The organism is Psychrobacter sp. Ps3 (genome assembly GCF_022129275.1).
GTDB lineage: Bacteria > Pseudomonadota > Gammaproteobacteria > Pseudomonadales > Moraxellaceae > Psychrobacter > Psychrobacter submarinus.
In genome coordinates, this window is the sequence record NZ_JADQAL010000002.1 from 92,235 (window position 1) to 116,463 (window position 24,229).

The following is a 24,229-nucleotide window of genomic DNA, read 5'->3' on the forward strand; positions in this document are numbered from 1 at the left end:
AGTCGTTGCGACTGTTTAAATAAAATCAGCTAACCAATGCAATAAGCATTATCTGCAATTTTCACTTAGACTAGAACACAGCTTTGATTAACTAGTAGCGATCAGCAGTGCGCATTTGTGAATGTTCAACACGCCCTAATTGAATTAGTTATACTATCTCTCTATTGCCCTACTGCCATAAAAGGATTTAGCATGCGACTAATGACAGCCGTTGATCAGCTTTTTTTACTCCTTGAGTCTCGTAAGCAGCCCATGCATGTGGGCGGCTTATTTTTATTTGAATTGCCAGAAGAAGAACAAGGAAAAGATAGCGAATTTGTTTATCAGCTCGTCCAGCAACTGCAAAACTCTGAAGTGCCGCCAAGCTTTCCATTTAATCAAGTATTAGAAAACTTGCTATTTTGGAAGACAGATGATCAGTTCGATGTTGAGCATCATTTTCGCCACGTAGCGCTGCCTAATCCTGGCCGCGTACGTGAGCTGCTCATGTACATCTCTAAAGAGCATAGCCGCCTATTAGATCGAGCGATGCCGCTATGGGAGTGTCACGTTATCGAAGGTATTTTGCCAGAAGCTGAAGGGATGCCTGAGCGTTTCGCTTTATACTTCAAAATCCACCACTCTTTAGTCGATGGTATTGCCGCGATGCGTCTGGTACAAAAGGCTTTGTCACAATCACCTAATGAGCCGGTGACGCTACCTATCTGGTCACTCATCACCCGTCATGGCAAAAAAGCTGAAAACCTACTTCCCACTGCCCGCTCCGCTTCGCGTATCATTAAAGAGCAGCTATCGACTATCAAGCCGGTATTTACAGAACTTATCGATAACTTTAAACACAATGGTAAGCCCGATTATGTCGGTACCTTTGATGCGCCGATGAGTGTGCTCAATCAGCGTATCTCAGCCTCACGTCGTATCGCTGCGCAGTCCTATGATTTACAGCGTTTTCATACTATTGCCGATGCCTTTGGTGTCAATCAAAACGACGTGGTACTCGCGGTTTGTGCCGGTGCTATCCGTCGCTATCTACTCACTATGGAGGCGCTACCGAGCAAGCCTTTGATTGCGTTTGTTCCTATGTCTCTACGTAAAGATGAGAGCGCCTCTGGTAATCAAATCTCCTTTTTGATGGCTAATTTGGGGACACATCTTGAAGACCCCATTAAGCGGATGCAATTGATTCATGACAGTATGAATAGTGGTAAGCGCCGCTTTCGCCGCATGAATAAGGCGCAAGTTATTAACTATAGCGCCATCGCTTACGCTTGGGAGGGTCTCAACGTTCTAACGGGAATATTCCCCAAAAAACAAGCGTTTAACCTGATTATCTCTAACGTACCCGGCTCAAAAGAGCCGCTATACTGGAATGGCGCGCCGCTAAAAGCACTATATCCAGCCTCCATTTTGGTCGATGGCCAAGCGTTGAATATTACTTTGGCGACTTACTTAGATAAGATTGAGTTTTGTATCACCGCGTGCAGTAAGCTGCTACCCCGCGTACAGGATATTTTACTGCTTATGGAAGAGGAGCTGAGCTTGCTTGAGAATATCTGCGAAGAGAAGCGCTTAGGCGTTCGCTACTAATTTGACGCCATCAATTCGTTAGTCATTGAGGCTCATGCTTTATCTTGAATCAATAAAAAAGCTGACCTCTATGAGGTCAGCTTTTTGCTAATAGCTTTACTATTGGTTTTACCGCTTTGCATCAGTTATTTAAACCTAGCGCTGTTTAACTGATGTTAGTTAACTACTGTAGCGCGTCACCCCAGCAAGGGACGACCGTTTGCATAAGGGGTTTTAACAGTTTGACATTACAGGCAAAGATCGAGCCTGAAGTCATAGAGTTATGAGCGCCAGTGTGATCGACTACTGTGCCGCGAGCTTCAGTGACAATCAGCTCGCCTGCAGCGATATCCCAAGGCTTGATAGACATCTCAAAATAGCCATCAAAACGACCGGCAGCTACGTAGCACAAATCTAGCGCTGCTGAGCCTAGACGGCGTACTTGCCCGCCCGCCTCAGAGATTTTTTGTAAGCTCTCAAAGTGCTGTTTGGCATAAGAGACGACTTCGCCGTTACGATGACGCTCTAAAGGATGACCGGTAGTGAATAGACCGCCCTCTAAAGTTTTGCGATCGGTGACTTGCATGCGGCGGTTGTTCAAACGCGCGCCTTTGCCGCGGCTGGCTGAAAACATCTCATCACGTACTGGATCGTAAACGACGCCATGCTCAGTGACGCCTTTGTACTGCACAGCGATAGACACACAAAACTGCGGTACACCGTGGACAAAGTTCTTAGTGCCATCTAACGGATCGATAATCCAGCACCAGTCCGCATCTTCGCCGCGGCCGTCTTGTCTACCAAACTCTTCTCCTAAAAACGAGTGGTCAGGATAGCTGGCTTTGAGCGTGGCAATCGTTAACTCTTCGCTATAGCGGTCGATACGAGTCACTAAACCATCGAGCCCTTTTGACTCAGTGTCTAGCTCGACTTTGTGACGGTTTTGATGCGCGTATAGTATCTCTTTACCGACTTTTTCGGCAGCACGCGCTGCGATAACGACCATGGGTTCCATAAATAACCTATTTACTTGAGTGATAAAATAATATGTAAAAATTGAAGAAAAAAAATACTGAAAAAAACTTAGAGATAAAAACTCTATGATAAAAGCTGCTGGAGCTGCTTGACGACTCCCATGACATCTAGACCACTATCAGCCCACTGCTCAGCTTGCGAGCCATGAGCGATAAACCGATCGGTAATCCCAATGTTGCGCAGTAAAGGCCGCTGCTGTCTAAAAGCGGCAGAGTCATTAAGCAGATACTCATTAACCGCACTGCCGGCGCCGCCCATAAGCATATGCTCCTCTAAAGTTGCGATATGAGTCACTCCTTGCGCAAGTATTGACTCAATCAGCTCGCTATCTAAAGGTTTGACCCAGCGCATATTGACTACTTGTACTTGTAGCGTATCTTCGCTGCTACGGCTTTGATCAATGATACGGACTGCGGCCTCTTGCGCTGTCGCGACCATAGTACCAAAAGCCAAAATCGTAAGCTTAGTGGGCGCATTATCATCTCCGAGTACAGACTCTACCACCGCCTGCCCGACTTTATATTGCTGCAGCGGGCGCTCGATGACCGCACCAATGCCATTTCCTCGTGGATAACGGACTGCAGCGGCACCTTTATACTCATAACAAGTGTTCAATAACTGATAACACTCGTTTTCGTCTTTTGGCGCGGCGATTATCATGTTGGGTACGCAGCGTAAAAACGCAAAATCAAAGACTCCAGCATGAGTCGCGCCATCTTCACCGACAAGTCCAGCTCTATCGATAGCAAAGGTAACATCAAGATCTTGTAGTGCCACGTCGTGTATCAGTTGATCATAGCCGCGCTGCAAAAAAGTTGAATAGATAGCGACGATCGGTTTGACGTCTTGCGTTGCCATACCCGCAGCCAAAGTGACGGCATGCTGCTCTGCAATAGCCACATCAAAAAAGCGCTCTGGGAACTGACGCGCAAAGTCAGTCATGCCTGAACCTTCCTCCATCGCCGGCGTGATAGCCAGCAGACGCTCATCGGTAGCGGCTTTATCGCACAAAAACTGCCCAAAAACTTGCGAATACTTTAAGGCAGAAGTAGCGGCACAATTAACAATAGGCGCTTGTTCAGCACTTTTTTCTTCGTTATGAGTTTGTTGGCTATTGGTGCTATTATTTTGCGTAGCATCGGTCTTAGCACTGGTTTCAACAGGCAGTTTGCTAATAGCGTGATAACCCACAGGATCCGCTTCCGCTGGCGCAAAGCCTTTGCCTTTGGTGGTATAGATATGCACCAGTACTGGACCTGACACTTGCTTGGCCAGTGATAACACACGCACCAGTTCAGGGATATTATGACCATCAAAAGGGCCAAAATAAGTAAAGCCTATCGCTTTAAATAAATTGTCTTCTATCACTGGCACGTCACGATGCTCTTTGTGGCGTTTACGGCGATCAAAGCCTTGCATATAAGGGCGGTGGCATAAAATAGGCTCGCCAGCATCTGAGATATCGACTTGATAGCCCGACTCCCAGAGCATCGCTAAATGACGCGAAAATCCGCCAATAGAGCAAGAGATTGACATATCATTATCATTTAAGACGACCAGCAAGTTAGCATCTTGTTGTACGGCATCATTCATCGCCTCAAAAGCCATACCGCCCGTCATCGCCCCATCACCAATCACACAAGCGACGGTCTGCTCAAGGCCTTGGTAACGCAGCGCCAAGCTCATACCTAAACCGGCTGAAATCGATGTAGAGGAATGTCCAACGCCAAAGGTGTCATATACGGACTCTACGCGCTCAGGAAATGCAGTTAGCCCATCTTTTGACCGAATACTATGTAGCTGCTCACGGCGGCCAGTCAGGACTTTATGAGCATAAGCTTGATGCCCCACATCCCACACAATCTGGTCGCTTGGCGTGTCTAATAAATAGTGCAGCACGATAGTCAGCTCAATGACGCCTAGATTGGCACCGAAATGACCGCCGCTTTGTCCAGCTGAATACAACAAAAACAGCCGTAGCTCATCGGCTAAGGTTATCAGCTCTGCTGTGTTTAATGATTTAATGTCTTTGGGCGAGTCAATAGCATCGAGCAGTGGCGTGCTTGGACGCACACGCGGAATCTGCACATAAGTTTGCTGCAATGCGGATACGGGCGTAGTCGAATGAGAAGCTGGTAACGTAGACGAATCAGCTGATAAATAAGACTGTGAGGAATGAGGGGATTGCTGCATAAACCGTACTATACCTACCAATCTGCTGACAAGGCATCGCCTTACCATACTGTTATATTATATATGTTACAAGTGACTCTGCGAGCGGTATAAAACATAATTAAGCGATGAAGGCGCTATCTCAGCGGCTATCGACATTGACCTAATAGACTCATTACCGTCTCGCCACGCGCTGATAGCATACCCCATTACTTTGCATTTATCGCAAGCAATGTTGACGATGCAGTAGCCTGAGCACAAAGACTTGTCACTGTATCTGTTAAAATAGTATGGCATAATAGCATTTTTTTTAATCTGTCGCTTCAATCATCGTGCATCGTCTGTGAACTTTGTGTGTTTTTCTGCTCAATCGGCATCTACCCTATACTCATTTGCAAATATTAAACAGACCCTAGTATTTTGGATAAAAGCAACAATATAGTGCTATAGACGCAACCACTTTTGGACTCTATATATTAAAATATTAGACTCTATAATATTAGACCCTATGTATTTTTATAGTCGGTGTTTATCTTATAGCAAATAGTTATGGGTGCTGACATATCTCTACTTATCATTTGTGTACAGCATCATAAACAGATAAACGAACCTTAATTATAAACCCTCATTGATAATAAAGCCGTTCTTGAATGTGACGAATTTGATTATCCGATGATCGGCCTTTGCAGGACCTAAATGTCATACCAATTTATTACTAGCGCAGCCCTACCTACTCATCATGGCGATTTTGATATTCATGTCTTTGAGAATGAAGATGGTCAAGAGCATGTAATGCTGACCATAGGCTTGCCCATAGATAAGAAAAATAAGCAAGATAATGCAGACGATCAGCCGATACCTTTGGTGCGTATTCATTCTGAGTGCTTAACCGGCGATGCTTTTGGCTCTTTGAAATGCGATTGTGGTCCGCAGCTTAATACCGCAATGCAGGCCATTCAAGACAATGGCTGCGGTGCTATCTTATATCTACGCCAAGAAGGCCGCGGTATCGGTTTGACCAATAAGATACGTGCTTACGCGCTACAAGATCAGGGCCATGATACTTTAGATGCCAATTTAATGTTAGGCTTGCCCGCAGATGCGCGCATTTATGATATGTGTCAGCCGATGCTTGCGCACGTCGGTGTGGATGAGGTTCATCTCATTACTAACAACCCCGATAAAGTTGCTTATCTAAGCGAAAACGGTGTCAAAGTCGCTAAGCGCATTCCGCTAGTCGTTGGTATCAATGACGCTAACGCTGACTATTTGGCAACCAAACGCGATCGCATGGGGCATCTATTCGATAAAGAGTTCAATACTGCCATTCATCTTAATAAATAAGCGCTGAGTTGGCACACACAGACCTTGAGCGTCTAAATACACTAGATACTATAGATATTTTTATGAGTCATTCAGATAACACTAACAGTCATTCTCGCCCTGAGCCTGTCACCCCTACTCACGATGATATTGCGCGAGTACGAGCGTTTTTAGTTGAGCTACAAGCGAATATCTGTCAAGCGTTAGAAGCGCAAGAGCGTAAGGGTGGCGGCACTGCTACTTTTGTTCCAGATGATTGGGAGCGTCCTGAAGGTGGCGGCGGCCGCTCTTGTATTTTGGCAGATGGTGAGGTTATCGAAAAAGCAGGCGTGATGTTCAGCCATATTCACGTGCATAATCTGCCAGCCTCAGCGACCGCGCGCCATCCTAATATTGCTGGTCGCCGTGCGCAAGCGATGGGCGTCTCCTTAGTGGTTCATCCCAAAAACCCTAATGTACCTACTAGCCACGCAAATGTGCGTCTGTTTGTCGCTGAGGCCGAAGGCGAAGATCCGATTTGGTGGTTCGGTGGCGGCTTTGATCTGACGCCGTTTTATCCGGTGCTTGCTGACTGCGTACACTGGCATCAGGTCTGTCACGATCTGTGCGCGCCTTTTGGCGATACTGTCTACCCTGACTTTAAGCAGTGGTGTGATGAGTACTTCCATCTGCGTCATCGTGATGAGCAGCGCGGTATTGGCGGGCTGTTCTATGACGATGTCAACTTTGAGAGTCGCGGCTGGGATTTTGAGAGATGCTTTGACTTTATGAAAGCCGTCGGCAACGGCTATCTCGATGGTATCTTACCTATTTTTGAGCGGCGTCAAGACACGCCCTTTACCGATGAGCAGCGCCAATTTCAGCTCTATCGCCGCGGTCGTTACGTCGAGTATAACTTAGTCTATGATCGTGGTACGCTATTTGGCCTACAGAGCAACGGCCGTATTGAGTCTATCTTAGTGAGTATGCCGCCGCTTGCCAGTTGGCACTATCGTTTTGAGCCAAGCCCCGGCACGGCTGAGTTTGAGCTGACTGATTATTATTTGAAGCCGCGTGATTGGTTGAATTTATAGCTTTTGACGATACAATGAACGCTGCTTTTACCGACAAGTGTTTTATAAACTACTTATGGTACAGTTTATAGCGCGATGCTATTGACAGTAGATATGGTAATCAGCAATATAGTCCGCTATACGTGAAGACTCACTTTTAGGTCAGCTTTTATAGCTGACCTTTATCGTTACAGAGCCTTTATAACGGATCAATTACACAAATACTCTACACAACTCATCGCTGCACCCTATATATTTAGGGCAATAAGTATAAAAAATAAGGGTGCTTTTATCATACTTTTAATTTGTACTACTTTTTAGTTGAGAATCACCCTTTAACAACAGCCACTATTTAGGCAAAGCATGAGATAATGCGCCTAACTTAATAGCCATTAAATAAGGAAGTTTGCATATGCTATCCCTTCACCGCAAAACCCCAATAAAATCTATCTTTGGCATCGCTTTGATGTCTGCTGCTCTAGGCCTAACTGCTTGTAGCGCACCTTTAGACCCTGATGTCAAAGCCCGTCAAGATATTATGAAAGATTATGGTGATGCGATGGGTATTATAGGCGATATGGTAAAAGCGCCAGATACCTTTGATGCAGAGCTTTTAAAAGACCAAACCTCATTTTTGGCAGAAGCGTCACAAAACCCTTGGGCACATTTTGAAAACCAAGAAGCCATTGGTAATGCGACCGAAGCGGTTTGGAGCGATAATGCAAGCTTTGTCGCTGAGTCAGAGAAATTTCAACAAGTGACCGCTGAATTGAATAACGCCGCTCAGAGCGCCACTAGCGTCGATGACTTTGCACCTGCCTTTAAAAAAGTAGGCGCTAGCTGTAAGTCATGTCATACCGACTTTAAAGTCAAAACTGACTAAGTCCAGAGCAACATCCGTCAAAACCACCTGACACAAAAAACCGCCTTATCTGCTGATTTGGCGGTTTTTTATTGACAAAAAATCTCACGCTAACGCAGCTCTTTGAAATAACGCTCTAAGCAAATTACTCTGTCTCCGCTTTTTTGGCATTATCATCATCATTAACATTGTCATCTTGCTGCTTATTTATCTGCTCAACAATAGATTTCACTGAAGGATCGCTCAAATCTATTGTACGTATAGGGAAAGGAATATTGATACCGGCTGCATCCAGCGCTTTTTTGACTTCTACGATGACTTGATGAATAGAAGCGACCTTATTAGCCTGCGTGCCATCCTCGATGAACCAGCGAACCATCAGATCCATAGATGAACCACCAAACCCTGTCGCAATCACGCTTGGCGTCGCTTTTTTCGATACGCTCTCAACTTTATCCAAAGCTTGTAGAATCTCAGCTTTTGCTGTTTCGATATCATCCTCATAGCCGATACCGACCTCTACCTGCAAGCGGCGCTGCTTATAAGCGGTATTGACGGTTAATGCCGAGGTATACAAATCTGAGTTTGGAATCACTACTTGCCGGCCATCATAGGTTCTAATCGTCGTTGCACGGATTTTGATATCTTCTACCGTTCCTTCGTAGTCCCCTGAGACGATTTGATCACCGATACGAAACGGCTCTGAGATAAGTAACAAAATACCAGATAATAAGTTTTGGAAGATGTCTTTGAAGGCAAAACCAATCGCCACCGAACCAATACCCAGCGCGCCGATTAATTTGGCTGGTGTAAATCCTGGAACAGCAACAACCATGGCGATCATAAAGCCAATAAAAAATATCAATGCCCCGCCTATGCGCTGAAACACTTTCACCAAGTTTTGATGACGCACGCGCGCGCCTAAGGTTTTATGCACGACTTTTTTGAAAAGTATCGACAATAGCCAAAAAATCCCCAACACAATGAGCGCCGCTACAAAATATGGAATGCGCTCAATAAAGCCGCTTGCCAAGTCTTGCGTGGTATAGACCACTTGTTGATAGATGGTTACACCATCGGTTAGCGTGTTCGATAGGCGACTCACGTCGGGGGTGGGCATAAAGGGTTGCTCCTATTGCTGTTTTAGCGCGCGTTTAAGGGGATAAATAAATGAACATCTCACTACTGTTTTGCCAGTTATGACATCAAATCAGCTTGTACGATTTCAATCCAGTAGCCATCAACATCCTTGATAAAGGCAATGTTTTTCATGCTGCCATCTTCTGGACGTTTTTTGAACTCAACATCGTTCTTATCAAACCAAGCGATGGCTTCATCTAGGTTCGGTACGCTAAAACAAATGTGTCCAAAGCCTTGAGGGTCTTGGTTGCCATCATGATAGCTAAAGTCAGCTTTTGTCTCAGTGCCATAATTATGGGTCAGCTCTAAGATACCGCGCTGACGGAAAGCAAAGATTTCTAAATCATCACCAGTAGGCAGGTTCTCACGCTCGCTCTCAGTTAGCTTTGCCAAGAAATACAGATCAAATTCCATATCAGGGAATTTTTTGACCGCAAGCAGTGTCATACCCAACACGCCAGTATAAAACGCCAATGACTTGGCAGGATCTTTGACGCGTAGCATAGTGTGATTGAAAGTAAATCCTGTCGTTTGCGTAGAGATTGACTGGACGCCATCTGTACTGATACTGCTCGCAGGCTGTGCGATGGTTGCGTTATTATTACTAGATGGAGTAGACATAATTATCCCAATATAATTTAGAAAATGCAGTTATAAATAAGCGAATCACGATGATCGCAATTCGTTTGGTTCTTTCATCATAATAAAAATTGGCAAAATAATTGATAGGGTTTTGTAAGAATATGAACAAAGTATGTTCATGTTTAGATATATATTAGCTGTCTAAGAACCTCACCTTTCCGGTCTCTAGGTCATACTCAGCACCGACAACAAGTAGCTGACCACTGTTAGTCAAATCCTCTAGTGCCCGCGATCCATGTCTGAGCTGACTCACTGACATGCGCACGTTGGCACGGATAGAGCGATCAACCAGCTCATCGGCATCGACGTCTTGACCATTGGCCGTTGCCAGCTCATGCAAGTTATAGACACTTGGGCGAATACGATCAACGATCGATTGCAAATTAGGTGAATAGTTCTGCTCAGGATTGATCAGTGTCTCGACGCAAGCTGTGACAGCACCGCATTTTGAGTGTCCAAGGACCACCACCAACTGCGTACCGAAAGCTTCGGCCGCAAACTCAATTGAGCCAATCTGTGATGGCGCCACTACATTGCCGGCCACACGTATGACAAACAAATCCCCCAAGCCTTGATCAAAGACAATCTCAACAGGTACTCGTGCATCCGAGCAGCCCAAAATAATGGCTAATGGATTTTGATCTTTGACCAACTCTGGACGACGCTGCATATATTCATCGGTACTGGTGAGACTGTCAACGTAGCGGGCGTTACCTTGCTTCAACATCTCTAATGCTTCAGCGCCTGTTGCTGGGCGGTTCTCGGCTGTCATAAGATATCCTTCCTTAAATAACTTTTGGGTAGATATGGGTAGATAATTGGCTACGAGCACAGGCTTCAAAACCCGCTCACTTAGATCATAAAGTAGTCACTGGTAAAGACTTTATTCAACCAGTAATCGTAATAATTGTATAGCAATAAAAAAGCGATTAATAATGAAAATTTGCTTTTTATGGTTACGAGCGGTTTGCTCTTTTATTACAATGACTAACCAGCAAGCTCTTGCAATCGATACTGAACTTGCACTTATTTGCGCAGCGGGTTTGTTATAATAACCCGCACTTGACTCTCGCTATATATGAGATTGATTTGGATAATCAGGACTTTCGTTCATGACTGACTCGCCCGCGCCCACTGCTCAAACCAATAACACTCAGACTGATAGCACTCAGACTAATAGCACAGATGCTACTGGTAAGACGCTACTGCAACTGACAGGTATCAAAAAGTCTTACGATCAGACCGAAGTCCTCAAGGACATCACGCTCGACATCAAGCATGGCGAGTTTTTGACGCTGCTTGGGCCGTCTGGTTGCGGCAAAACTACCTTGCTGCGTCTGATTGCAGGGTTTGAGCAACCAAGTGTTGGTAAGATTCAACTCGATGGTATGCAAATGGCAGGTTTGCCCGCTGATAAGCGTCCGGTCAATACTGTATTTCAGCAGTACGCTTTATTTCCGCATATGACAGTTGCGCAAAACGTCGCTTATGGCCTAAAGATTAAAAAAGTACCTAAGGCGGAGATACAAACCCGCGTGCGTGAGATGTTAGCTATGGTGCAGATGGAGCATCTAGCCAATCGCCGTCCGCAAGATCTGTCTGGTGGCCAGCAGCAGCGCGTCGCTATTGCCCGCGCCGTTATCAATCGCCCCAAGCTATTACTACTTGATGAGCCACTCTCCGCCCTCGATCACAAACTGCGCTTGCAGATGCAATCAGAGCTCAAACGCCTGCAGCGCGAGCTTGGCATCACCTTTGTGTTTGTGACTCATGATCAAGAAGAGGCGCTATCGATGTCGGATCGTATCGCGGTGATGAAAGACGGTACATTCCAACAAATTGGCACCCCTATCCAAATCTATGAAACTCCGGCCAATTTATTCACCGCCAAATTCATCGGCGAGGCCAATCTCTTTGAAGCAAAAGTACACGGCGTCTATCCTGATCAGCCTGATCGCAATGGCCAGATCACCAATGGCCGTATCGAAGTTGAGGTCTGTGAAGCGCAGGATCATACAACTGATGCCCCTCATCTACGCAATCTGCGCCGTCCTGATTTTGCCAATGCCGTGCAAGTCGGTGACAAGGTCAACCTCCTACTACGACCTGAGGATCTGCGGATTTATGATCCTAAAGATGAGACGCATACAGGCTTACTAGGCCGTGTGATTGAAAGCAATTATAAAGGTAGCACTTTAGACTCGATCATTGAGCTTGAAAACGGCCATATCATTAAAGCCTCAGAGTTCTTCGATGAAGAAGATCCAAGCTTTGATTACAAAATGCATGAGGCGGTAAAAGTCTCTTGGGTCGATGGTTGGGAGTGGCTATTACCAAATGACACCTCTACTAGCGATGGTACGGCTGATGACGCGGCTTTCAATCATGCAGCCGCTGAAGCGGTGACCGCCGATACTATGAGAGGCCCTAACGCTATGCAAAAGGATATGGACTAATGGCGGGTAGTAGCTTAACTAGTAAAGGCGCTTTTCGCACGGTTACCTTATGGCTGATATGGGGCTGGCTGCTGATATTTGCGCTACTGCCCAATATCTTAGTCATTGCGGTCAGTTTTTTGACACGCGATACGAGCGATTTTATCAGCTTACCTGTCACTATTGACAGCTATCTACGCTTGCTTGACCCGCTGTATTTTGAGGTGTTTGCCCATTCGTTATGGATGGCGGGTATTACTACTGTGCTGTGCTTATTACTCGGTTATCCGTTTGCTTGGCTGGTCTCTCGTGTTCATCTGCGCTGGCAGCCTTTGCTTATGCTGCTGCTGATATTACCGTTTTGGACCAACTCCTTAGTGCGGGTCTATGCGCTCAAGCTGCTACTAGCGACGAATGGCCTTATTAATAAGGCACTGCTTGCCATCGGTATCATCGAGACGCCTATCAATATGCTCTACACCCAAGGCGCAGTGATCGTTGGCCTAACTTATCTCCTCTTCCCCTTTATGGTGCTGCCGTTGTACGCGGTATTTACTGACTTGCGTGATGACATGCTCTTGGCGTCACAAGATTTGGGTGCAAGCAGGCGGCAGACTTTTTGGCACATAGTGTTGCCACTTACAACGCCCGGTATCATCTCTGGTGTCTTACTCGTGCTGCTACCGGCGATGGGCATGTTTTATGTCGCTGATATCTTGGGCGGATCGCGCAACCTACTCGTTGGTAACATCATCAAAAATCAATTTTTAGATGCCCGCGACTGGCCATTTGGCGCGGCGGCTAGTGTGCTATTGACGCTTGCGATGGCGGTATTACTCTTAGCTTATCGCGCTAGTAGTAAACGCATTGGCAAAACTGACTTCAATGAGGTGGCCTGATGTCTGCTAATTCTGCTAACTCAATGAGTAAAAACCAATCCTCGACAAAAACCAATAAACCGCTAAAACTAGGAAATTTGTTTGCCAAGGGCTATCTAAGCTTAATCTATCTACTGCTGTATTTACCCATTATTGTCCTAGTAGTCATGTCTTTTAATGAGTCTAAGACGGGCTATAACTGGGGCGGTTTTAGCCTAAAGTGGTACGAGTCGCTGTTTAATAATCAAGCGATGCTCGATGCTTTTTGGCACTCTATCGTCTTAGGACTCATCGCAGCGACCGTCTCTACTTTGATCGGTACTTTGACTGCTATGGCACTACATCGCTATGATTTTCGCGGTAAAGGGCTATTAAATGGCCTATTGTTTGTACTAATGATGTCGCCTGAGATTGTCCTAGCTATCTCACTACTGGCACTGTTTTTATTGATAGGCTTACAGCTAGGCTTTGTGTCTTTACTGATAGCGCATATTACTTTTTGCCTGCCGTTCGTGGTCATTACTGTCTTTGCGCGTTTGAGCAGCTTAGATGAGCGGCTGATGGAGGCAGCGCGCGATTTGGGTGCATCTGAGTCGACGATGATACGTACGGTACTGATTCCGGTAATATTGCCTGCGGTAATGGCCGGTTGGTTATTGGCTTTTACCTTATCACTCGATGATGTGGTGGTCTCGACCTTTGTGACTGGCCCAAGCTATGAGATCCTGCCGCTGCGAATATATTCTATGGTACGCGTCGGTCTTAAGCCTGAGGTTAATGCCGTCGGCACGCTGTTGTTAGCTGCTTCATTAGTATTAGTGATTATGTCGCAGCTCTTATTGCGTAAGCGTTAAGTTAGTAGGGTCTGTTGTAGGCTGGCGCCTTTAGACTAGCTTTAAAACCTTACAAAAGCTTCTTGGAAATTCTATTTAAAGAACTTCCCTTGCAAAGCTAAAATTGCAGTGCAATTTTTTAACGCTTCTCAGGACTAAAACCTGAGGTCAATGCTGTCGGCACGTTGCTACTGGCAGCCTCTTTGGTACTGGTCGTCATCTCACAGCTATTATTACGTCGTCGCTAGAGAAGTTATTAGCTATGAGTGAACTTCAGCACTTTATCGCTTATAATGAATGCACTTCATCCTCACTACCGAGCTATTTATGCTAGAGCTTCGTCATCTCAATACCTTAACCGCGCTTAGAGCCCATGGCTCACTAGCCGCCGCCGCTGACGAGCTACATATCACGGCGTCTGCGGTATCCCATCAACTCAAAGAGTTAGAAAACTACTACGATATCAGCCTCGTCAATCGCCGCACGCGCCCGCTGAGCTTTACCCCAGCAGGTAAGATAGTACTGGCACTGGCCGACAGTATCCTACCGCAAGTGACCCGCACCAAATCCAACCTCAAGCGCTTGGCACATGGTCAAGCGGGCAGGTTACGACTGGCCTCTGAGTGCCATAGCTGCTTTGATTGGCTGATGCCAATACTCAACCAGTATCGCCGCGAGTGGTCGGATGTCGAGCTTGATTTTGCCACTGGCTTTGAGCCTGAGCCGCATCATTTACTGATGGAAGGTGATATTGATTTATTGATTACTACCAGTAACTTACCGCTTGAGGGTATCAGCTATCAGCCGTTATTTGAGTATGAGAGCCGATTGGTGCTCTCACCCACTCATGATTTGGCTGAGCGAGACTTTGTAACGTCTACAGACCTGATCGATGAGACTTTAATCGCCTATCCAGTCGAAGCCAAGCGCCTCGATATTATTGCTAATTTTATGACGCCAAGCGAGGTGAGCTTTGCCGATATTCGCACCACGGAGCTGACCGCAATGCTCATCCAGCTGGTCGCCAGCGAGCGCGGCGTGGCAGCATTGCCTGATTGGGTAGTAAGCGAGTATGAGAAAAAAGGCTGGGTGGTCTCCCGTCCGTTAGGCAATGGCGTGTATTGTCAGCTTTATGCCGCAACGCGCACGGCGAGCCAAGATATGGCTTATATGCAGGGTTTTGCGAGTTTACTTGATGGGATTGTTAAGCCGGTTTAGAGCTTTATTTGTCATAACACTCGTTATGAGAACAATATTTAGTTTTTGAAGATAGTTGCGAGTTGCAGACTAGTCCATACTCTAACTAAATATTACGTCTTTCATAGTATGATTTTTACTAAAGGCTTAGAACACGTATACATTTAAAGAAATACACAGCTGATAATTTGTTGGATTTTTTGAGCAGACAAACGGATAAAGATTTAATGGCCGATTTAGTAAAAGGGCTTGATATTAAGTGAAACACTTAACAAAACGACTGAAACAATTCAAAGTATTAACATTAACTAGAAAAGTTCAAATAGTCATTCTTCTATTAACTTGGATAGGGCTAATAGCCTGGGCAATACTGAGTTGGCAAGGTAGAGACTTCCCTTTAGAGTCTGAGCTTAATTATAGTGAAGGTATTGTAGGCAGTTTGGACGTAGGTGAGGGAAATCATATTTTTATGTTGTTAGATCTCAGTAATCTTAACCGTAAAGAAGTATATGGGTGCAGCTATTCAGCTTTTGATACTGACTCCTCTTGTTTTGGCAAAAAATATTTAGAACCGGTTGAAGGTAAAAAAGCCGTGATAGGGTGGTATATACAGAAAGATTTTCTAGGGTTTCATAATGGAATTAGACAGATGGTAAGTCTTGATGTGGAAGATCTCGAAGCTGGAATTAAGGAGGTAATCACTTATCAGGGGACTTTAGACGCTATAAAGGGTATGAATACGTATATGAATATGGGTTTTATTATATTTATAGCATTCTTTTCTTACTGGTTTTGGCGTTTTATGGATTTTATAGAGTAAAGAGGATACGGTTCCCTAGTGAGGACTTGAATTCTCGGCTATAAGATATTTTTATCAATGATCCAAGTTATTCATAATATTACGATGTACATAGCTGTGTACTTTTCAAAATAAAATGGGCAAGCTAATCCACCCAACTAATGAAACGATATACTTATTTAAGGACAGAGAATGCAACTCGAAATCAACATCGTTGACGCTTTCACCGATACCGTTTTTAAGGGAAATTCAGCAGCAGTTATTATCACTGATAGTTGGCTGAGCGCAGAATTAATGCAATCTGTTGCAATGGAAAATAACTTATCCGAAACTGCCTTTTTAGTGCCAGATGAGTCAAATAAAGAAACAAATTATCATATTCGCTGGTTCTCTCCAATGACTGAGATTGATTTCTGTGGTCATGCAACCTTAGCCTCCGCTTTTGTCTTATTTAATAAGAACTCTACTTTAAAAACAATTAAGCTTTCAGCAAAAGCGGTTGGAGTATTAACAATCGTGCAAACGAGCGCTGGCAAAATACGAATGGACTTCCCGAATACTAAGCCCAAGAAATTAGATAGTATTCCAAACAGCTTATTGTCGGGTCTATCTATTGCTCCTGTTGAAGTCTATCGCAATTCGCAAGCGTATTTTGTTATTTACAATACTAAGTCCGATGTTCTAAACGTAATACGTGATAATGAAGTTTTGAAGCAACTTGCACCTTTAGATGTAGTTGTTACTTGTCAGTCTCAATCAGAAGATCTTAAATCTTACGACTTTATTTCTCGATACTTTTGGCCTGCTAATGGTGGTGATGAAGATCCAGTAACTGGATCGATTCATACTGGGCTCGCACCGTTTTGGGCAGAACGTTTGGGTAAAGATGAATTGTTAGCCTATCAGGCGTCAAGTCGAGGCGGAATACTTGAATGTGTAGTATCAGATGACCGAGTACTTATTTCTGGCAATGCAGTGCAGTATTTGACAGGATTTATCCATGTTTAGTGTATACCCCAAGTGAACCACCTATTTCACCCTTCAAACCTATTAATATACTACTTAAAACAGACTGTTATAAGCGAACCACTTATAACAGACCATTGAACGATTAATATCTATCAACACCTACAAAACTAGCTTAAAGAAATAAAACCCAAGCGCGGTTGCCAGCAGTGTCAATCCAACGTGCAATCCAATCAATCCTAGCCCTGCCAATACTTTACCCGTACTAATAAAAGTAAATACCTCAGCACTAAAGGTACTAAAGGTCGTCAATCCACCCAAAAACCCAGTAATCACAAACAGTCTGATATTAGGCGATAAATCGCTACCCATACGCTCAAACCAGACGAGCGCAAGGCCAATCAGCAGGCCGCCCAAGACATTTGCGCCAAGCGTACCAAGCGGTATCCAGTGATGCAGTGGATTAAAGCGCGCTAAATAGCCACGTAAACACGCGCCTAATGCTGCTCCTAAGCCTATTGCTAGCCACTGCATAGATTATCCTTAATTTATATGGCTTTTGAACGTTATACTGCAGGCAACAGTGCTGGTAATTCTGTCAACGGCCAACGCGGGATACAGCTCACTGCCAGATCATCCGTTTGTCCAGCGTTTAGGCGCTCAAATCCAGCATAAGCAATCATTGCGCCATTATCTGTACACAGTGCTGGCGGTGCGTAATGTACAGTCGCATTAATTTTCGTCAGCTCAGTCTCTAGCGTCTCGCGCAGATGTGTGTTGGCACTGACGCCGCCCGCGATAACGAGTCTGCTCATATTCGCTTGTTTAAGCGCTTTGACGCATTTTTTTACTAGCGTATCGACCATCGCGTGTTGGAAGCTTGCGGCAATATCGGCGCGTACTTGCGGATCGCTATCAGCGCTATTGCCTGAGCCACCGGACTGCGGGGTATCTTTAATCAGATTATGCACTGCTGTTTTCATGCCACTAAAGGAGAAATCGAGGCCGCGATGCAGCATTGGCCGTGGTAGCTCATAGGCGTTTGGGTTACCCGTTTCAGCAAGCTTGGCAATATTAGGGCCACCAGGATAAGGCAAGCCTAACATCTTAGCGGCTTTATCAAAGCACTCACCCGCCGCGTCATCGATGGACTCGCCTAGTATCTCATACTCGCCGATGCCTTTAGCCGCGATCAGCTGGGTATGGCCACCTGAGACGAGCAAAGAGACAAACGGAAACGGCGGCGGATTAGCGCCCATCAAAGGCGCAAGCAGATGGCCTTCCATATGGTGCACGCCGATAGCCGGAATACCTAAGCCAAACGCCAAGCTACGACCAAACAGCGCGCCCGTCATCAGCGCACCGATAAGGCCTGGGCCTTTGGTATAGGCGATAGCATCAATGTCGTTTTTACTCATATCACACTGCGCTAGCAGCTCATCGAGTAGTGGCACTAATTTGCGAATATGGTCGCGACTCGCCAGCTCAGGCACCACGCCGCCATAGACAGCATGCAGCTCAATTTGTGAGTACAATACTTGCCCAACTAGGCCCTTATTAGCGCTGTTAATCTGCTCGCTATCAAAGATCGCCAGACCCGTCTCGTCACAAGAAGTCTCTAACCCTAATACTTTCATGCTATCGCCTTTATCTTACTATCTTTATCCTACTATGGGGTCGCTGCGTTATTACCCTGTATGTGCTAATAACAGACCCTGACCCTAAAGCCAAAAAGCCGCCATTGTTAGCACACAATGACGGCTCGTTTAACAAATTTCAAGAGCGAATAACGGCTATCAGCTGGCTTCGGCAATCATATATTCAACAGCAGCTTTGATTTGATCTTCGGTCACGCCATTATAAGCCTGCGCTGGCATTTGATTAAAGCCTTCCGCTGAATGAGTGGTCAGAGTCTCTACGCCTTTTTCGATACGCGGTGCCCAAGCCTCAGCGTCACCGAATTTTGGTGCATTGAGCAGACCGGTAGCGTGACAGGCCATGCATTGCTTGTTATAAAGCTCAGCGCCAACGTTGACGGCTAAATCTTCAGAGGCTGCAGGCTCTTCTACCGCTGCCACCTCAGCTTCAGCATCACCAGCGTCAACTTCTGCTGTCTCAGTAGTCTCGACAACCATAGGCTCAGTTTCTGCAAACTCCATATCTTCTGCTTCAGGAGCATTGGCACGAGCAATCTCAGCAGCCTGCTCGGCTCGCTCTGGCGCTGTTACTGCTTCATGACCATCGCTACAAGCGCTAAGACTAACGCCCAAGCTGACCACTAGAGTCGTCCACAATGCTGTGTTTAGTGCCGTTTTTCTCATTCCAACATCCTCACTAAAATTGATATAAAAACCGATAAAGCTTACTGAATTGTTGCAATTATCATAGCATAAATTCAGTTAAAGCCGTTATCGTCATAAGGTGTTTTATCGGGATTTTTGTGACTTAGTGAGTATTACTTTATAAAGCAAATAAGAAACTTTATAAGATAAATAACCAAATTAGACGGTATTGATCTGTAAATACTTCAAGTAACGTAACTCTAGGTGCTCTAATAACGCAGAATTTGTCTTTTTATAATCAGTCGCTGAGTGACGATAAGCACACCAAAAGCCTTGACTTTATTGATGATTTTAGGTAGAATTACCGCCCTTGTACTTCTGTGCAAACTTATCCTAGTTTGAGCTGATGCGCGAATTTTGAGATATTAGCGCTAAATACTAATACACAGCCAAACTAATGCCTTTGTATCTCATCCCTATAAGGAGTCTTCATGCCTGCAGTTAAGGTCAAAGAAAACGAACCCGTTGATATCGCTATCCGTCGTTTTAAACGTGCTTGCGAAAAAGCTGGCGTATTGTCAGATGTACGTAAGCGTGAGTTTTATGAAAAGCCAACGCAAGAGCGCAAGCGCAAAAAAGCCGCTGCGGTAAAGCGTTATAAGAAAAAGCTGCAACGCGACACTATTCGTACCACGCGTATGTACTAATTGCTAGCTATCAGTTAGCTGTACATCAGTAGTCGTACATCAGCGCCACTGTTATCAATAGATATCAGTGGCGTTTTTTGTGCTACACTTTTTATTATTCATCTTATTACCTATCGAAATTTATATTACAACACCAAAAAGCACCCTATAAACAAGGATTAGCCACCATTATGAGCTCTATTAAGCAAAAGCTAGCAGATACTATTGTCACCTCTATGAAAGCCCGCGAGCTTGAGCGCGTCAAAGTCATGCGCAATGTACAATCTGTCGTCAAGCAAATCGAAATCGACCGTAAAGTGGAGCTAGATGATGCGGGCGTTCTAGAGATACTACAAAAGCAGCTCAAACAGCGTCAAGAGTCTTTGGCCATTTTTACCGCGAATGGCCGTGATGACTTGGCGAGTAAAGAGCAGTTCGAGATTGACATTATCAATGAGTTTATGCCAAAACAGATGGATGATGACGAGCTTGCCGCCTTAGTCAACCAAGAGATTAGCGATCAAGGCGCTACCTCCATGCGCGATATGGGCAGCGTCATGGGCGCTATGAAAACCAAAACCGCAGGCCGCGCCGATCCCGCGGTTATCTCAAGACTGGTCAAAGAAGCGCTGCAAGGCTAGACCTGCACCGATTGCACGCGCTCGGTTTATAGCGAACTTTGTCCCTCCTAACCGCCTAAGGCTTAAAGTCTTGGGCGGTTTTTACTTCGCTGATTTCTTTTTTGATACTGGCTAATAACGGACTACGACCAGAAGAGTTTGGCAGTTGCTTAGCCAGTTGCTTAGCTTGCGTCAAAGACGTCAATGCCGAATCATAACGTCCATTCCAGAGCTGATCATGACTGCGATAGCGCAGAGCATTAATCGTCGCAATCGCTTTGATAGCCGCTGAGCTTGAGGTTTTAGCGAGTTTTTCGTTAGCCAATTGCAAGCTTTGCCAAGCGTAGCGGTCACTGGCTTGCTCTTGGGTTAACGGCTTAAGTAGAGCTTGCGCTTGTAGTGGCTGATTATTACTGGTGAGGGCTTCTGCTAAGTATAGCCGCAAATCACGGCGCTCAGGATAAAGGCGTTGCTGCGCGCTTAAAACTTCTACGGCTCGCTGCCATTTGTTTTGTTCACTGAGCACTTGGCTATAGGTGATAGATAATAATGGCTCTAGTATCTGCAGCTGACTTGCTGGTAGCGCTGATAGCTCCTTCATCAGCTGCTCGGCATCATCGAAACGTTGCTGCTGACTGTACCAATACATCAAGGCAAGCTTAGCGCCAGGACTGCTGACCGCGGCGGTAGTCAGCGCCGTTTCTGAGGTATGCTGGCCCATGACTTGCACGCGCCAATACAACAAATCAAACAACGCTTGATGGCGCTGCTGCTGCGTCAAAGATAAAGGCGCATACTGCTGAGCACGGGCTTGCGACTCGCTTAAGCGCTCATTACTCAAAGGATGTGAGCGCACAAAGCTTGGTAAATAGCGGTTTTCGACTTGATTGAGCTGACTCTTTTGGTTCATCGTCGCAAAAAATCTCGGCATAGCGCGTGGATCGTAGCCTGCCTGCGTCATGATCTGCATGCCCACCCGGTCCGCTTCGCGCTCATTACTACGGCTAAAGGCCATGCTGCTATTCATAGTCGCCGTCTGCGAGCCCATCATCACTGCTGCTGCCGCATCGCCATCGACTGCGGAGGCAGCTATCGCCGCGAGCATACCGCCGATTTGCATCAGTAGCGCTTTTTTGCGCGCGTCTGCCCCGCTCTCATAATGGCGCTGACTAATATGAGCAACTTCGTGAGCAACGACGCTTGCCAGCTCATCCATACTATTGGCGGCGAGTATCGTCCCCGTGTTGATACCGATAACCCCGCCGGGTGCGGCAAAGGCATTGATACTTGGATTATCAATAATCACTAAAGCCAACGGCGCTTGCTGACGAGCTTGAGCGTTGAGTCGCCAAGTCATCGCCTTCATCGTCTCTTGAATCCAAGGGTCGTGCTCCATCTTGGCCTGGCCATTGATGTTTTGTAGCGACCATTCACCAATGAGCTTATTTTGATATTGATCAGCAAAGCTCAGCGCCTGCCCTTGCAAATTGGGCAAATCAAGCTCATCGGACGGCTGCTGCCAAGGGCTAAAAGCTGAGGTGGACACTGTTGGCGTGGCAAGCGGCTCAAGGCGACTTGGCGTTACGCTCGCCCCATAACTGACACTACTGAGCAGCAGTGCCAGCACGAGTACACTTGGCGTTGATGGTCGATAAATAAACTTCAAATGAGTATCCTATTATTTAAGCAACACAGGCAAATACCGAACGCTGATATAGTTGAATCACTTTAAAACCGATGCAGTGCAGCTAGGATTCATCTTGTCAATGAGAGCTGCGCAACATCGAAACAGCGTAGACACAGCACGCAAGAAAAATGAATACCAGTTGCACGTTAATATTTAGCGTATCGACTTTATTTCGCACTGACTATAGTAGGGTTCTTGGCTGTTTTGACTATATAAGCTTGACGGTATAACGTCAATTGTTGGCTAAGACTGACTACTAATATCTCAGCAAGCGTCACGGTTAAGTAACATTATTGTGCCATGCTAAAACATCAAACACTGTGATGATAATATTCAACTGCTCTTCTAGCCTAGCAGTTTGTTATAATAAGCATTTATCGTTCAAGGTTTGATTTATGTCAGCTGCGTCTAAAACTACGGTATCTGCCCCTTATTTTATAACGCTCTCATCGAGCTTGTCTGCCAATGAGCAGCAAGTTATCGCTGATTTGTTAGCGCTATTACCGGCTTCTTATATCAGCGAGATAAGGTCACACTTGGATAATAAAACGAGCATAGAAGCGGACTCTGCCCTTCTCATAAAGGGTTACGTTGATGGTCGCGGTTTGGCTTGTCCGATGCCATTATTAAAGACAAAAGTGGCTTTACGTGATGTCGCTATCGGTGAGTCTTTATATGTTGTTGCCACTGATCCTAACTCGCAAGCGGACATCACTGCCTTTTGTCGGCAATCGCAAACGGCCAATGCAGAGACGCTCCAGCTGTTAGTTAATACGGTAACCGATAGCCGCAATGATGAAGCGGTTACTGCTACTGATGAAGCTAGGCATAACAAAGCCGCGCAGCAAGCCGATACAATATTTCACTTCATCATTACCAAAACCGATAGCAACTAACGACAGCTATCCTTTACAATTACTATAATTATTCTACTTTGCATACTTGTTTATTTATTTGCCTATTTACTTGATTAAGGTCAAAGATATGACTACTTCTTCCACTGATTCTGCGACAAAAAAATCGTCACCACCAAAAAAACCTCGCAGTAATGATAAAGTGACTACTGAGCAAAATGCTGCTCGCACAGCAGCGTTAGAAGCGGCAGCAAAACGACCGCCGTACGACGCTAGTGCCTTAGAAAAAACCAGCACTCGCGATTTAGTACCGGCCATGCCGACTCACTTGACGGCTCCTGGGGTAAACCTAGGCGCTTATATTAATACTGTGCACCAAATCCCTATTTTGACCCCAACGCAAGAACAAGAGCTTGCACACCGCTACTATGATGAAGGTGATGTCGAAGCCGCGCGGTTACTCGTGATGTCGCATCTGCGCTTTGTGATACATATCGCGCGTAGCTACTCAGGCTATGGTTTGCCGCAAGCGGATTTGATTCAAGAAGGCAATCTGGGCTTGATGAAAGCGGTCAAGCGCTTCGATCCGAATAAGGGCGTGCGCTTGGTGTCTTTTGCCGTGCATTGGATCAAAGCTGAGATTCACGAGTTTGTGATTCGTAACTGGCGCATTGTCAAAGTGGCGACCACCAAAGCGCATCGTAAGTTATTTTTTAACCTACGTAGCCTAAAAAAGACCAACAATCAGCTGACTTTAGAAGAGGCAGATGCGATTGCGAACGATCTCAACGTCACTCGCAAGCAAGTGCTAGAGATGGAGTCGCGCCTGACCTCTTATGACGCCTCTTTTGAGACCCAATCGAGCGATGATGACGACGGACGTTACGCGCCGCAGCTGTTCTTAGAGGACGGTATAGATCCAGCTGAGATGGTAGAAGAGTCTGATTGGGAAGCCAATAATTCATCCGCGTTGATTGAAGCAATGGGGACGCTAGATGATCGCTCTCGTGATATCGTTGAGCAGCGCTGGCTTACTGAGCAAAAATCCACCTTGCACGAATTGGCGGCGGTCTACTCTATATCGGCTGAGCGTGTGCGTCAGATCGAAAAGAACGCGATGGACAAAATCCGTGAGGCCATGACTATTGAGAGTGTGATTTTGCCTGACGATATTCAATAATGATTGTGTTTATACAGTGA

The 24,229-nt window shown here is 45.7% G+C and carries 23 protein-coding genes; 14 read left to right on the forward strand and 9 right to left on the reverse strand.

What is annotated here, in order from left to right; all coding sequences use genetic code 11:
* The first annotated feature begins 192 nt into the window (after positions 1-192).
* Positions 193-1,587, forward strand: coding sequence for a wax ester/triacylglycerol synthase family O-acyltransferase (locus I3248_RS01065; protein WP_238062228.1), 1,395 nt, complete (start codon positions 193-195; stop codon positions 1,585-1,587).
* Positions 1,588-1,750: 163 nt separating this feature from the next.
* Here I3248_RS01065 and I3248_RS01070 read toward each other — a convergent pair whose 3' ends face one another.
* Both I3248_RS01070 and dxs read right to left on the reverse strand, forming a co-directional pair.
* Positions 1,751-2,581, reverse strand: coding sequence for an inositol monophosphatase family protein (locus I3248_RS01070; RefSeq protein ID WP_025645079.1), 831 nt, complete (start codon positions 2,579-2,581; stop codon positions 1,751-1,753).
* Between the two features lie 83 nt (positions 2,582-2,664).
* A complete protein-coding gene (dxs, locus tag I3248_RS01075) occupies positions 2,665-4,794 on the reverse strand; it encodes a 1-deoxy-D-xylulose-5-phosphate synthase (protein ID WP_238062229.1) in 2,130 nt (709 codons plus the stop codon).
* 675 nt (positions 4,795-5,469) lie between these two features.
* Here dxs and ribA point away from each other — a divergent pair.
* From ribA to I3248_RS01090, 3 genes are all read left to right on the forward strand, one after another.
* A complete protein-coding gene (gene ribA, locus I3248_RS01080) occupies positions 5,470-6,117 on the forward strand; it encodes a GTP cyclohydrolase II (protein WP_201557547.1) in 648 nt (215 codons plus the stop codon).
* A gap of 62 nt (positions 6,118-6,179) precedes the next feature.
* Positions 6,180-7,169: an oxygen-dependent coproporphyrinogen oxidase gene (hemF, locus tag I3248_RS01085; protein ID WP_201610134.1), complete on the forward strand. Its 990-nt coding sequence runs from the start codon at positions 6,180-6,182 to the stop codon at positions 7,167-7,169.
* A 391-nt stretch (positions 7,170-7,560) separates the two neighbouring features.
* The gene (locus I3248_RS01090; protein WP_238062230.1) at positions 7,561-8,031 is read left to right on the forward strand and encodes a cytochrome c; all 471 of its coding nucleotides are present in this window, start codon (positions 7,561-7,563) and stop codon (positions 8,029-8,031) included.
* 124 nt (positions 8,032-8,155) lie between these two features.
* Here the strand turns inward: I3248_RS01090 and I3248_RS01095 are convergent, their stop codons facing one another.
* The 3 genes from I3248_RS01095 to I3248_RS01105 all read right to left on the reverse strand — a co-directional run bounded on the left by I3248_RS01095 (position 8,156) and on the right by I3248_RS01105 (position 10,564).
* Positions 8,156-9,130, reverse strand: coding sequence for a mechanosensitive ion channel family protein (locus I3248_RS01095; RefSeq protein ID WP_238062231.1), 975 nt, complete (start codon positions 9,128-9,130; stop codon positions 8,156-8,158).
* A gap of 77 nt (positions 9,131-9,207) precedes the next feature.
* A complete protein-coding gene (gloA, locus tag I3248_RS01100; RefSeq protein WP_201600619.1) occupies positions 9,208-9,771 on the reverse strand; it encodes a lactoylglutathione lyase in 564 nt (187 codons plus the stop codon).
* 154 nt (positions 9,772-9,925) lie between these two features.
* Positions 9,926-10,564, reverse strand: coding sequence for a carbonic anhydrase (locus I3248_RS01105; protein ID WP_238062232.1), 639 nt, complete (start codon positions 10,562-10,564; stop codon positions 9,926-9,928).
* A 340-nt stretch (positions 10,565-10,904) separates the two neighbouring features.
* Between I3248_RS01105 and potA the strand changes: the two genes are divergently transcribed.
* The 6 genes from potA (at position 10,905) to I3248_RS01135 (ending at position 16,942) form a co-directional block, all read left to right on the forward strand.
* A complete protein-coding gene (potA, locus tag I3248_RS01110; protein ID WP_238062233.1) occupies positions 10,905-12,248 on the forward strand; it encodes a spermidine/putrescine ABC transporter ATP-binding protein PotA in 1,344 nt (447 codons plus the stop codon).
* Positions 12,248-13,126, forward strand: coding sequence for a spermidine/putrescine ABC transporter permease PotB (potB, locus tag I3248_RS01115; protein WP_025645061.1), 879 nt, complete (start codon positions 12,248-12,250; stop codon positions 13,124-13,126). The genes potA and potB overlap by 1 nt, the downstream gene beginning before the upstream one ends.
* Positions 13,126-13,959, forward strand: coding sequence for a spermidine/putrescine ABC transporter permease PotC (gene potC / locus I3248_RS01120; RefSeq protein ID WP_238062234.1), 834 nt, complete (start codon positions 13,126-13,128; stop codon positions 13,957-13,959). Before potB ends, potC begins: the two co-directional genes overlap by 1 nt.
* Positions 13,960-14,265: 306 nt before the next feature.
* Complete coding sequence (locus I3248_RS01125) at positions 14,266-15,156, forward strand: LysR family transcriptional regulator (RefSeq protein ID WP_238062235.1); 891 nt, start codon at positions 14,266-14,268, stop codon at positions 15,154-15,156.
* Between the two features lie 238 nt (positions 15,157-15,394).
* Complete coding sequence (locus tag I3248_RS01130; protein WP_238062236.1) at positions 15,395-15,955, forward strand: hypothetical protein; 561 nt, start codon at positions 15,395-15,397, stop codon at positions 15,953-15,955.
* A gap of 171 nt (positions 15,956-16,126) precedes the next feature.
* Positions 16,127-16,942, forward strand: coding sequence for a PhzF family phenazine biosynthesis protein (locus I3248_RS01135; protein WP_238062237.1), 816 nt, complete (start codon positions 16,127-16,129; stop codon positions 16,940-16,942).
* A gap of 120 nt (positions 16,943-17,062) precedes the next feature.
* On the opposite strand, the gene I3248_RS01140 is transcribed toward I3248_RS01135, so the two are convergent.
* The 3 genes from I3248_RS01140 to I3248_RS01150 form a co-directional block, all read right to left on the reverse strand.
* On the reverse strand, positions 17,063-17,434 hold the full coding sequence (locus I3248_RS01140) for a CrcB family protein (RefSeq protein ID WP_238062238.1): 372 nt from the start codon (positions 17,432-17,434) through the stop codon (positions 17,063-17,065).
* A 32-nt stretch (positions 17,435-17,466) separates the two neighbouring features.
* Positions 17,467-18,537 carry a tRNA (adenosine(37)-N6)-threonylcarbamoyltransferase complex transferase subunit TsaD gene (gene tsaD, locus I3248_RS01145; protein WP_201557558.1) on the reverse strand — a complete coding sequence of 357 codons (1,071 nt, stop codon included), beginning with the start codon at positions 18,535-18,537 and terminating at the stop codon, positions 17,467-17,469.
* A gap of 159 nt (positions 18,538-18,696) precedes the next feature.
* Complete coding sequence (locus I3248_RS01150; protein WP_025645023.1) at positions 18,697-19,221, reverse strand: c-type cytochrome; 525 nt, start codon at positions 19,219-19,221, stop codon at positions 18,697-18,699.
* A 452-nt stretch (positions 19,222-19,673) separates the two neighbouring features.
* Between I3248_RS01150 and rpsU the strand changes: the two genes are divergently transcribed.
* Positions 19,674-19,889, forward strand: coding sequence for a 30S ribosomal protein S21 (gene rpsU, locus I3248_RS01155; RefSeq protein ID WP_025645021.1), 216 nt, complete (start codon positions 19,674-19,676; stop codon positions 19,887-19,889).
* A gap of 170 nt (positions 19,890-20,059) precedes the next feature.
* Complete coding sequence (locus I3248_RS01160) at positions 20,060-20,509, forward strand: GatB/YqeY domain-containing protein (RefSeq protein WP_025645019.1); 450 nt, start codon at positions 20,060-20,062, stop codon at positions 20,507-20,509.
* Positions 20,510-20,564: 55 nt separating this feature from the next.
* Here I3248_RS01160 and I3248_RS01165 read toward each other — a convergent pair whose 3' ends face one another.
* Positions 20,565-22,154 carry a M48 family metalloprotease gene (locus tag I3248_RS01165; protein WP_238062239.1) on the reverse strand — a complete coding sequence of 530 codons (1,590 nt, stop codon included), beginning with the start codon at positions 22,152-22,154 and terminating at the stop codon, positions 20,565-20,567.
* A gap of 416 nt (positions 22,155-22,570) precedes the next feature.
* On the opposite strand from I3248_RS01165, the gene I3248_RS01170 reads away from it, so the two are divergent.
* Both I3248_RS01170 and rpoH read left to right on the forward strand, forming a co-directional pair.
* Positions 22,571-23,071 carry a sulfurtransferase TusA family protein gene (locus I3248_RS01170; protein ID WP_238062240.1) on the forward strand — a complete coding sequence of 167 codons (501 nt, stop codon included), beginning with the start codon at positions 22,571-22,573 and terminating at the stop codon, positions 23,069-23,071.
* A gap of 274 nt (positions 23,072-23,345) precedes the next feature.
* Complete coding sequence (gene rpoH / locus I3248_RS01175) at positions 23,346-24,209, forward strand: RNA polymerase sigma factor RpoH (RefSeq protein ID WP_037058941.1); 864 nt, start codon at positions 23,346-23,348, stop codon at positions 24,207-24,209.
* Positions 24,210-24,229 lie beyond the last annotated feature (20 nt).

Bases quoted from the DNA above. Each gene is read 5' to 3' on its own strand.
- I3248_RS01065 (WP_238062228.1), top strand. From the start codon at position 193: ATGCGACTAATGACAGCCGTTGATCAGCTTTTTTTACTCCTTGAGTCT.
- I3248_RS01070 (WP_025645079.1), bottom strand. From the start codon at position 2,581: ATGGAACCCATGGTCGTTATCGCAGCGCGTGCTGCCGAAAAAGTCGGT.
- dxs (WP_238062229.1), bottom strand. From the start codon at position 4,794: ATGCAGCAATCCCCTCATTCCTCACAGTCTTATTTATCAGCTGATTCG.
- ribA (WP_201557547.1), top strand. From the start codon at position 5,470: ATGTCATACCAATTTATTACTAGCGCAGCCCTACCTACTCATCATGGC.
- hemF (WP_201610134.1), top strand. From the start codon at position 6,180: ATGAGTCATTCAGATAACACTAACAGTCATTCTCGCCCTGAGCCTGTC.
- I3248_RS01090 (WP_238062230.1), top strand. From the start codon at position 7,561: ATGCTATCCCTTCACCGCAAAACCCCAATAAAATCTATCTTTGGCATC.
- I3248_RS01095 (WP_238062231.1), bottom strand. From the start codon at position 9,130: ATGCCCACCCCCGACGTGAGTCGCCTATCGAACACGCTAACCGATGGT.
- gloA (WP_201600619.1), bottom strand. From the start codon at position 9,771: ATGTCTACTCCATCTAGTAATAATAACGCAACCATCGCACAGCCTGCG.
- I3248_RS01105 (WP_238062232.1), bottom strand. From the start codon at position 10,564: ATGACAGCCGAGAACCGCCCAGCAACAGGCGCTGAAGCATTAGAGATG.
- potA (WP_238062233.1), top strand. From the start codon at position 10,905: ATGACTGACTCGCCCGCGCCCACTGCTCAAACCAATAACACTCAGACT.
- potB (WP_025645061.1), top strand. From the start codon at position 12,248: ATGGCGGGTAGTAGCTTAACTAGTAAAGGCGCTTTTCGCACGGTTACC.
- potC (WP_238062234.1), top strand. From the start codon at position 13,126: ATGTCTGCTAATTCTGCTAACTCAATGAGTAAAAACCAATCCTCGACA.
- I3248_RS01125 (WP_238062235.1), top strand. From the start codon at position 14,266: ATGCTAGAGCTTCGTCATCTCAATACCTTAACCGCGCTTAGAGCCCAT.
- I3248_RS01135 (WP_238062237.1), top strand. From the start codon at position 16,127: ATGCAACTCGAAATCAACATCGTTGACGCTTTCACCGATACCGTTTTT.
- I3248_RS01140 (WP_238062238.1), bottom strand. From the start codon at position 17,434: ATGCAGTGGCTAGCAATAGGCTTAGGAGCAGCATTAGGCGCGTGTTTA.
- tsaD (WP_201557558.1), bottom strand. From the start codon at position 18,537: ATGAAAGTATTAGGGTTAGAGACTTCTTGTGACGAGACGGGTCTGGCG.
- I3248_RS01150 (WP_025645023.1), bottom strand. From the start codon at position 19,221: ATGAGAAAAACGGCACTAAACACAGCATTGTGGACGACTCTAGTGGTC.
- rpsU (WP_025645021.1), top strand. From the start codon at position 19,674: ATGCCTGCAGTTAAGGTCAAAGAAAACGAACCCGTTGATATCGCTATC.
- I3248_RS01160 (WP_025645019.1), top strand. From the start codon at position 20,060: ATGAGCTCTATTAAGCAAAAGCTAGCAGATACTATTGTCACCTCTATG.
- I3248_RS01170 (WP_238062240.1), top strand. From the start codon at position 22,571: ATGTCAGCTGCGTCTAAAACTACGGTATCTGCCCCTTATTTTATAACG.
- rpoH (WP_037058941.1), top strand. From the start codon at position 23,346: ATGCCGACTCACTTGACGGCTCCTGGGGTAAACCTAGGCGCTTATATT.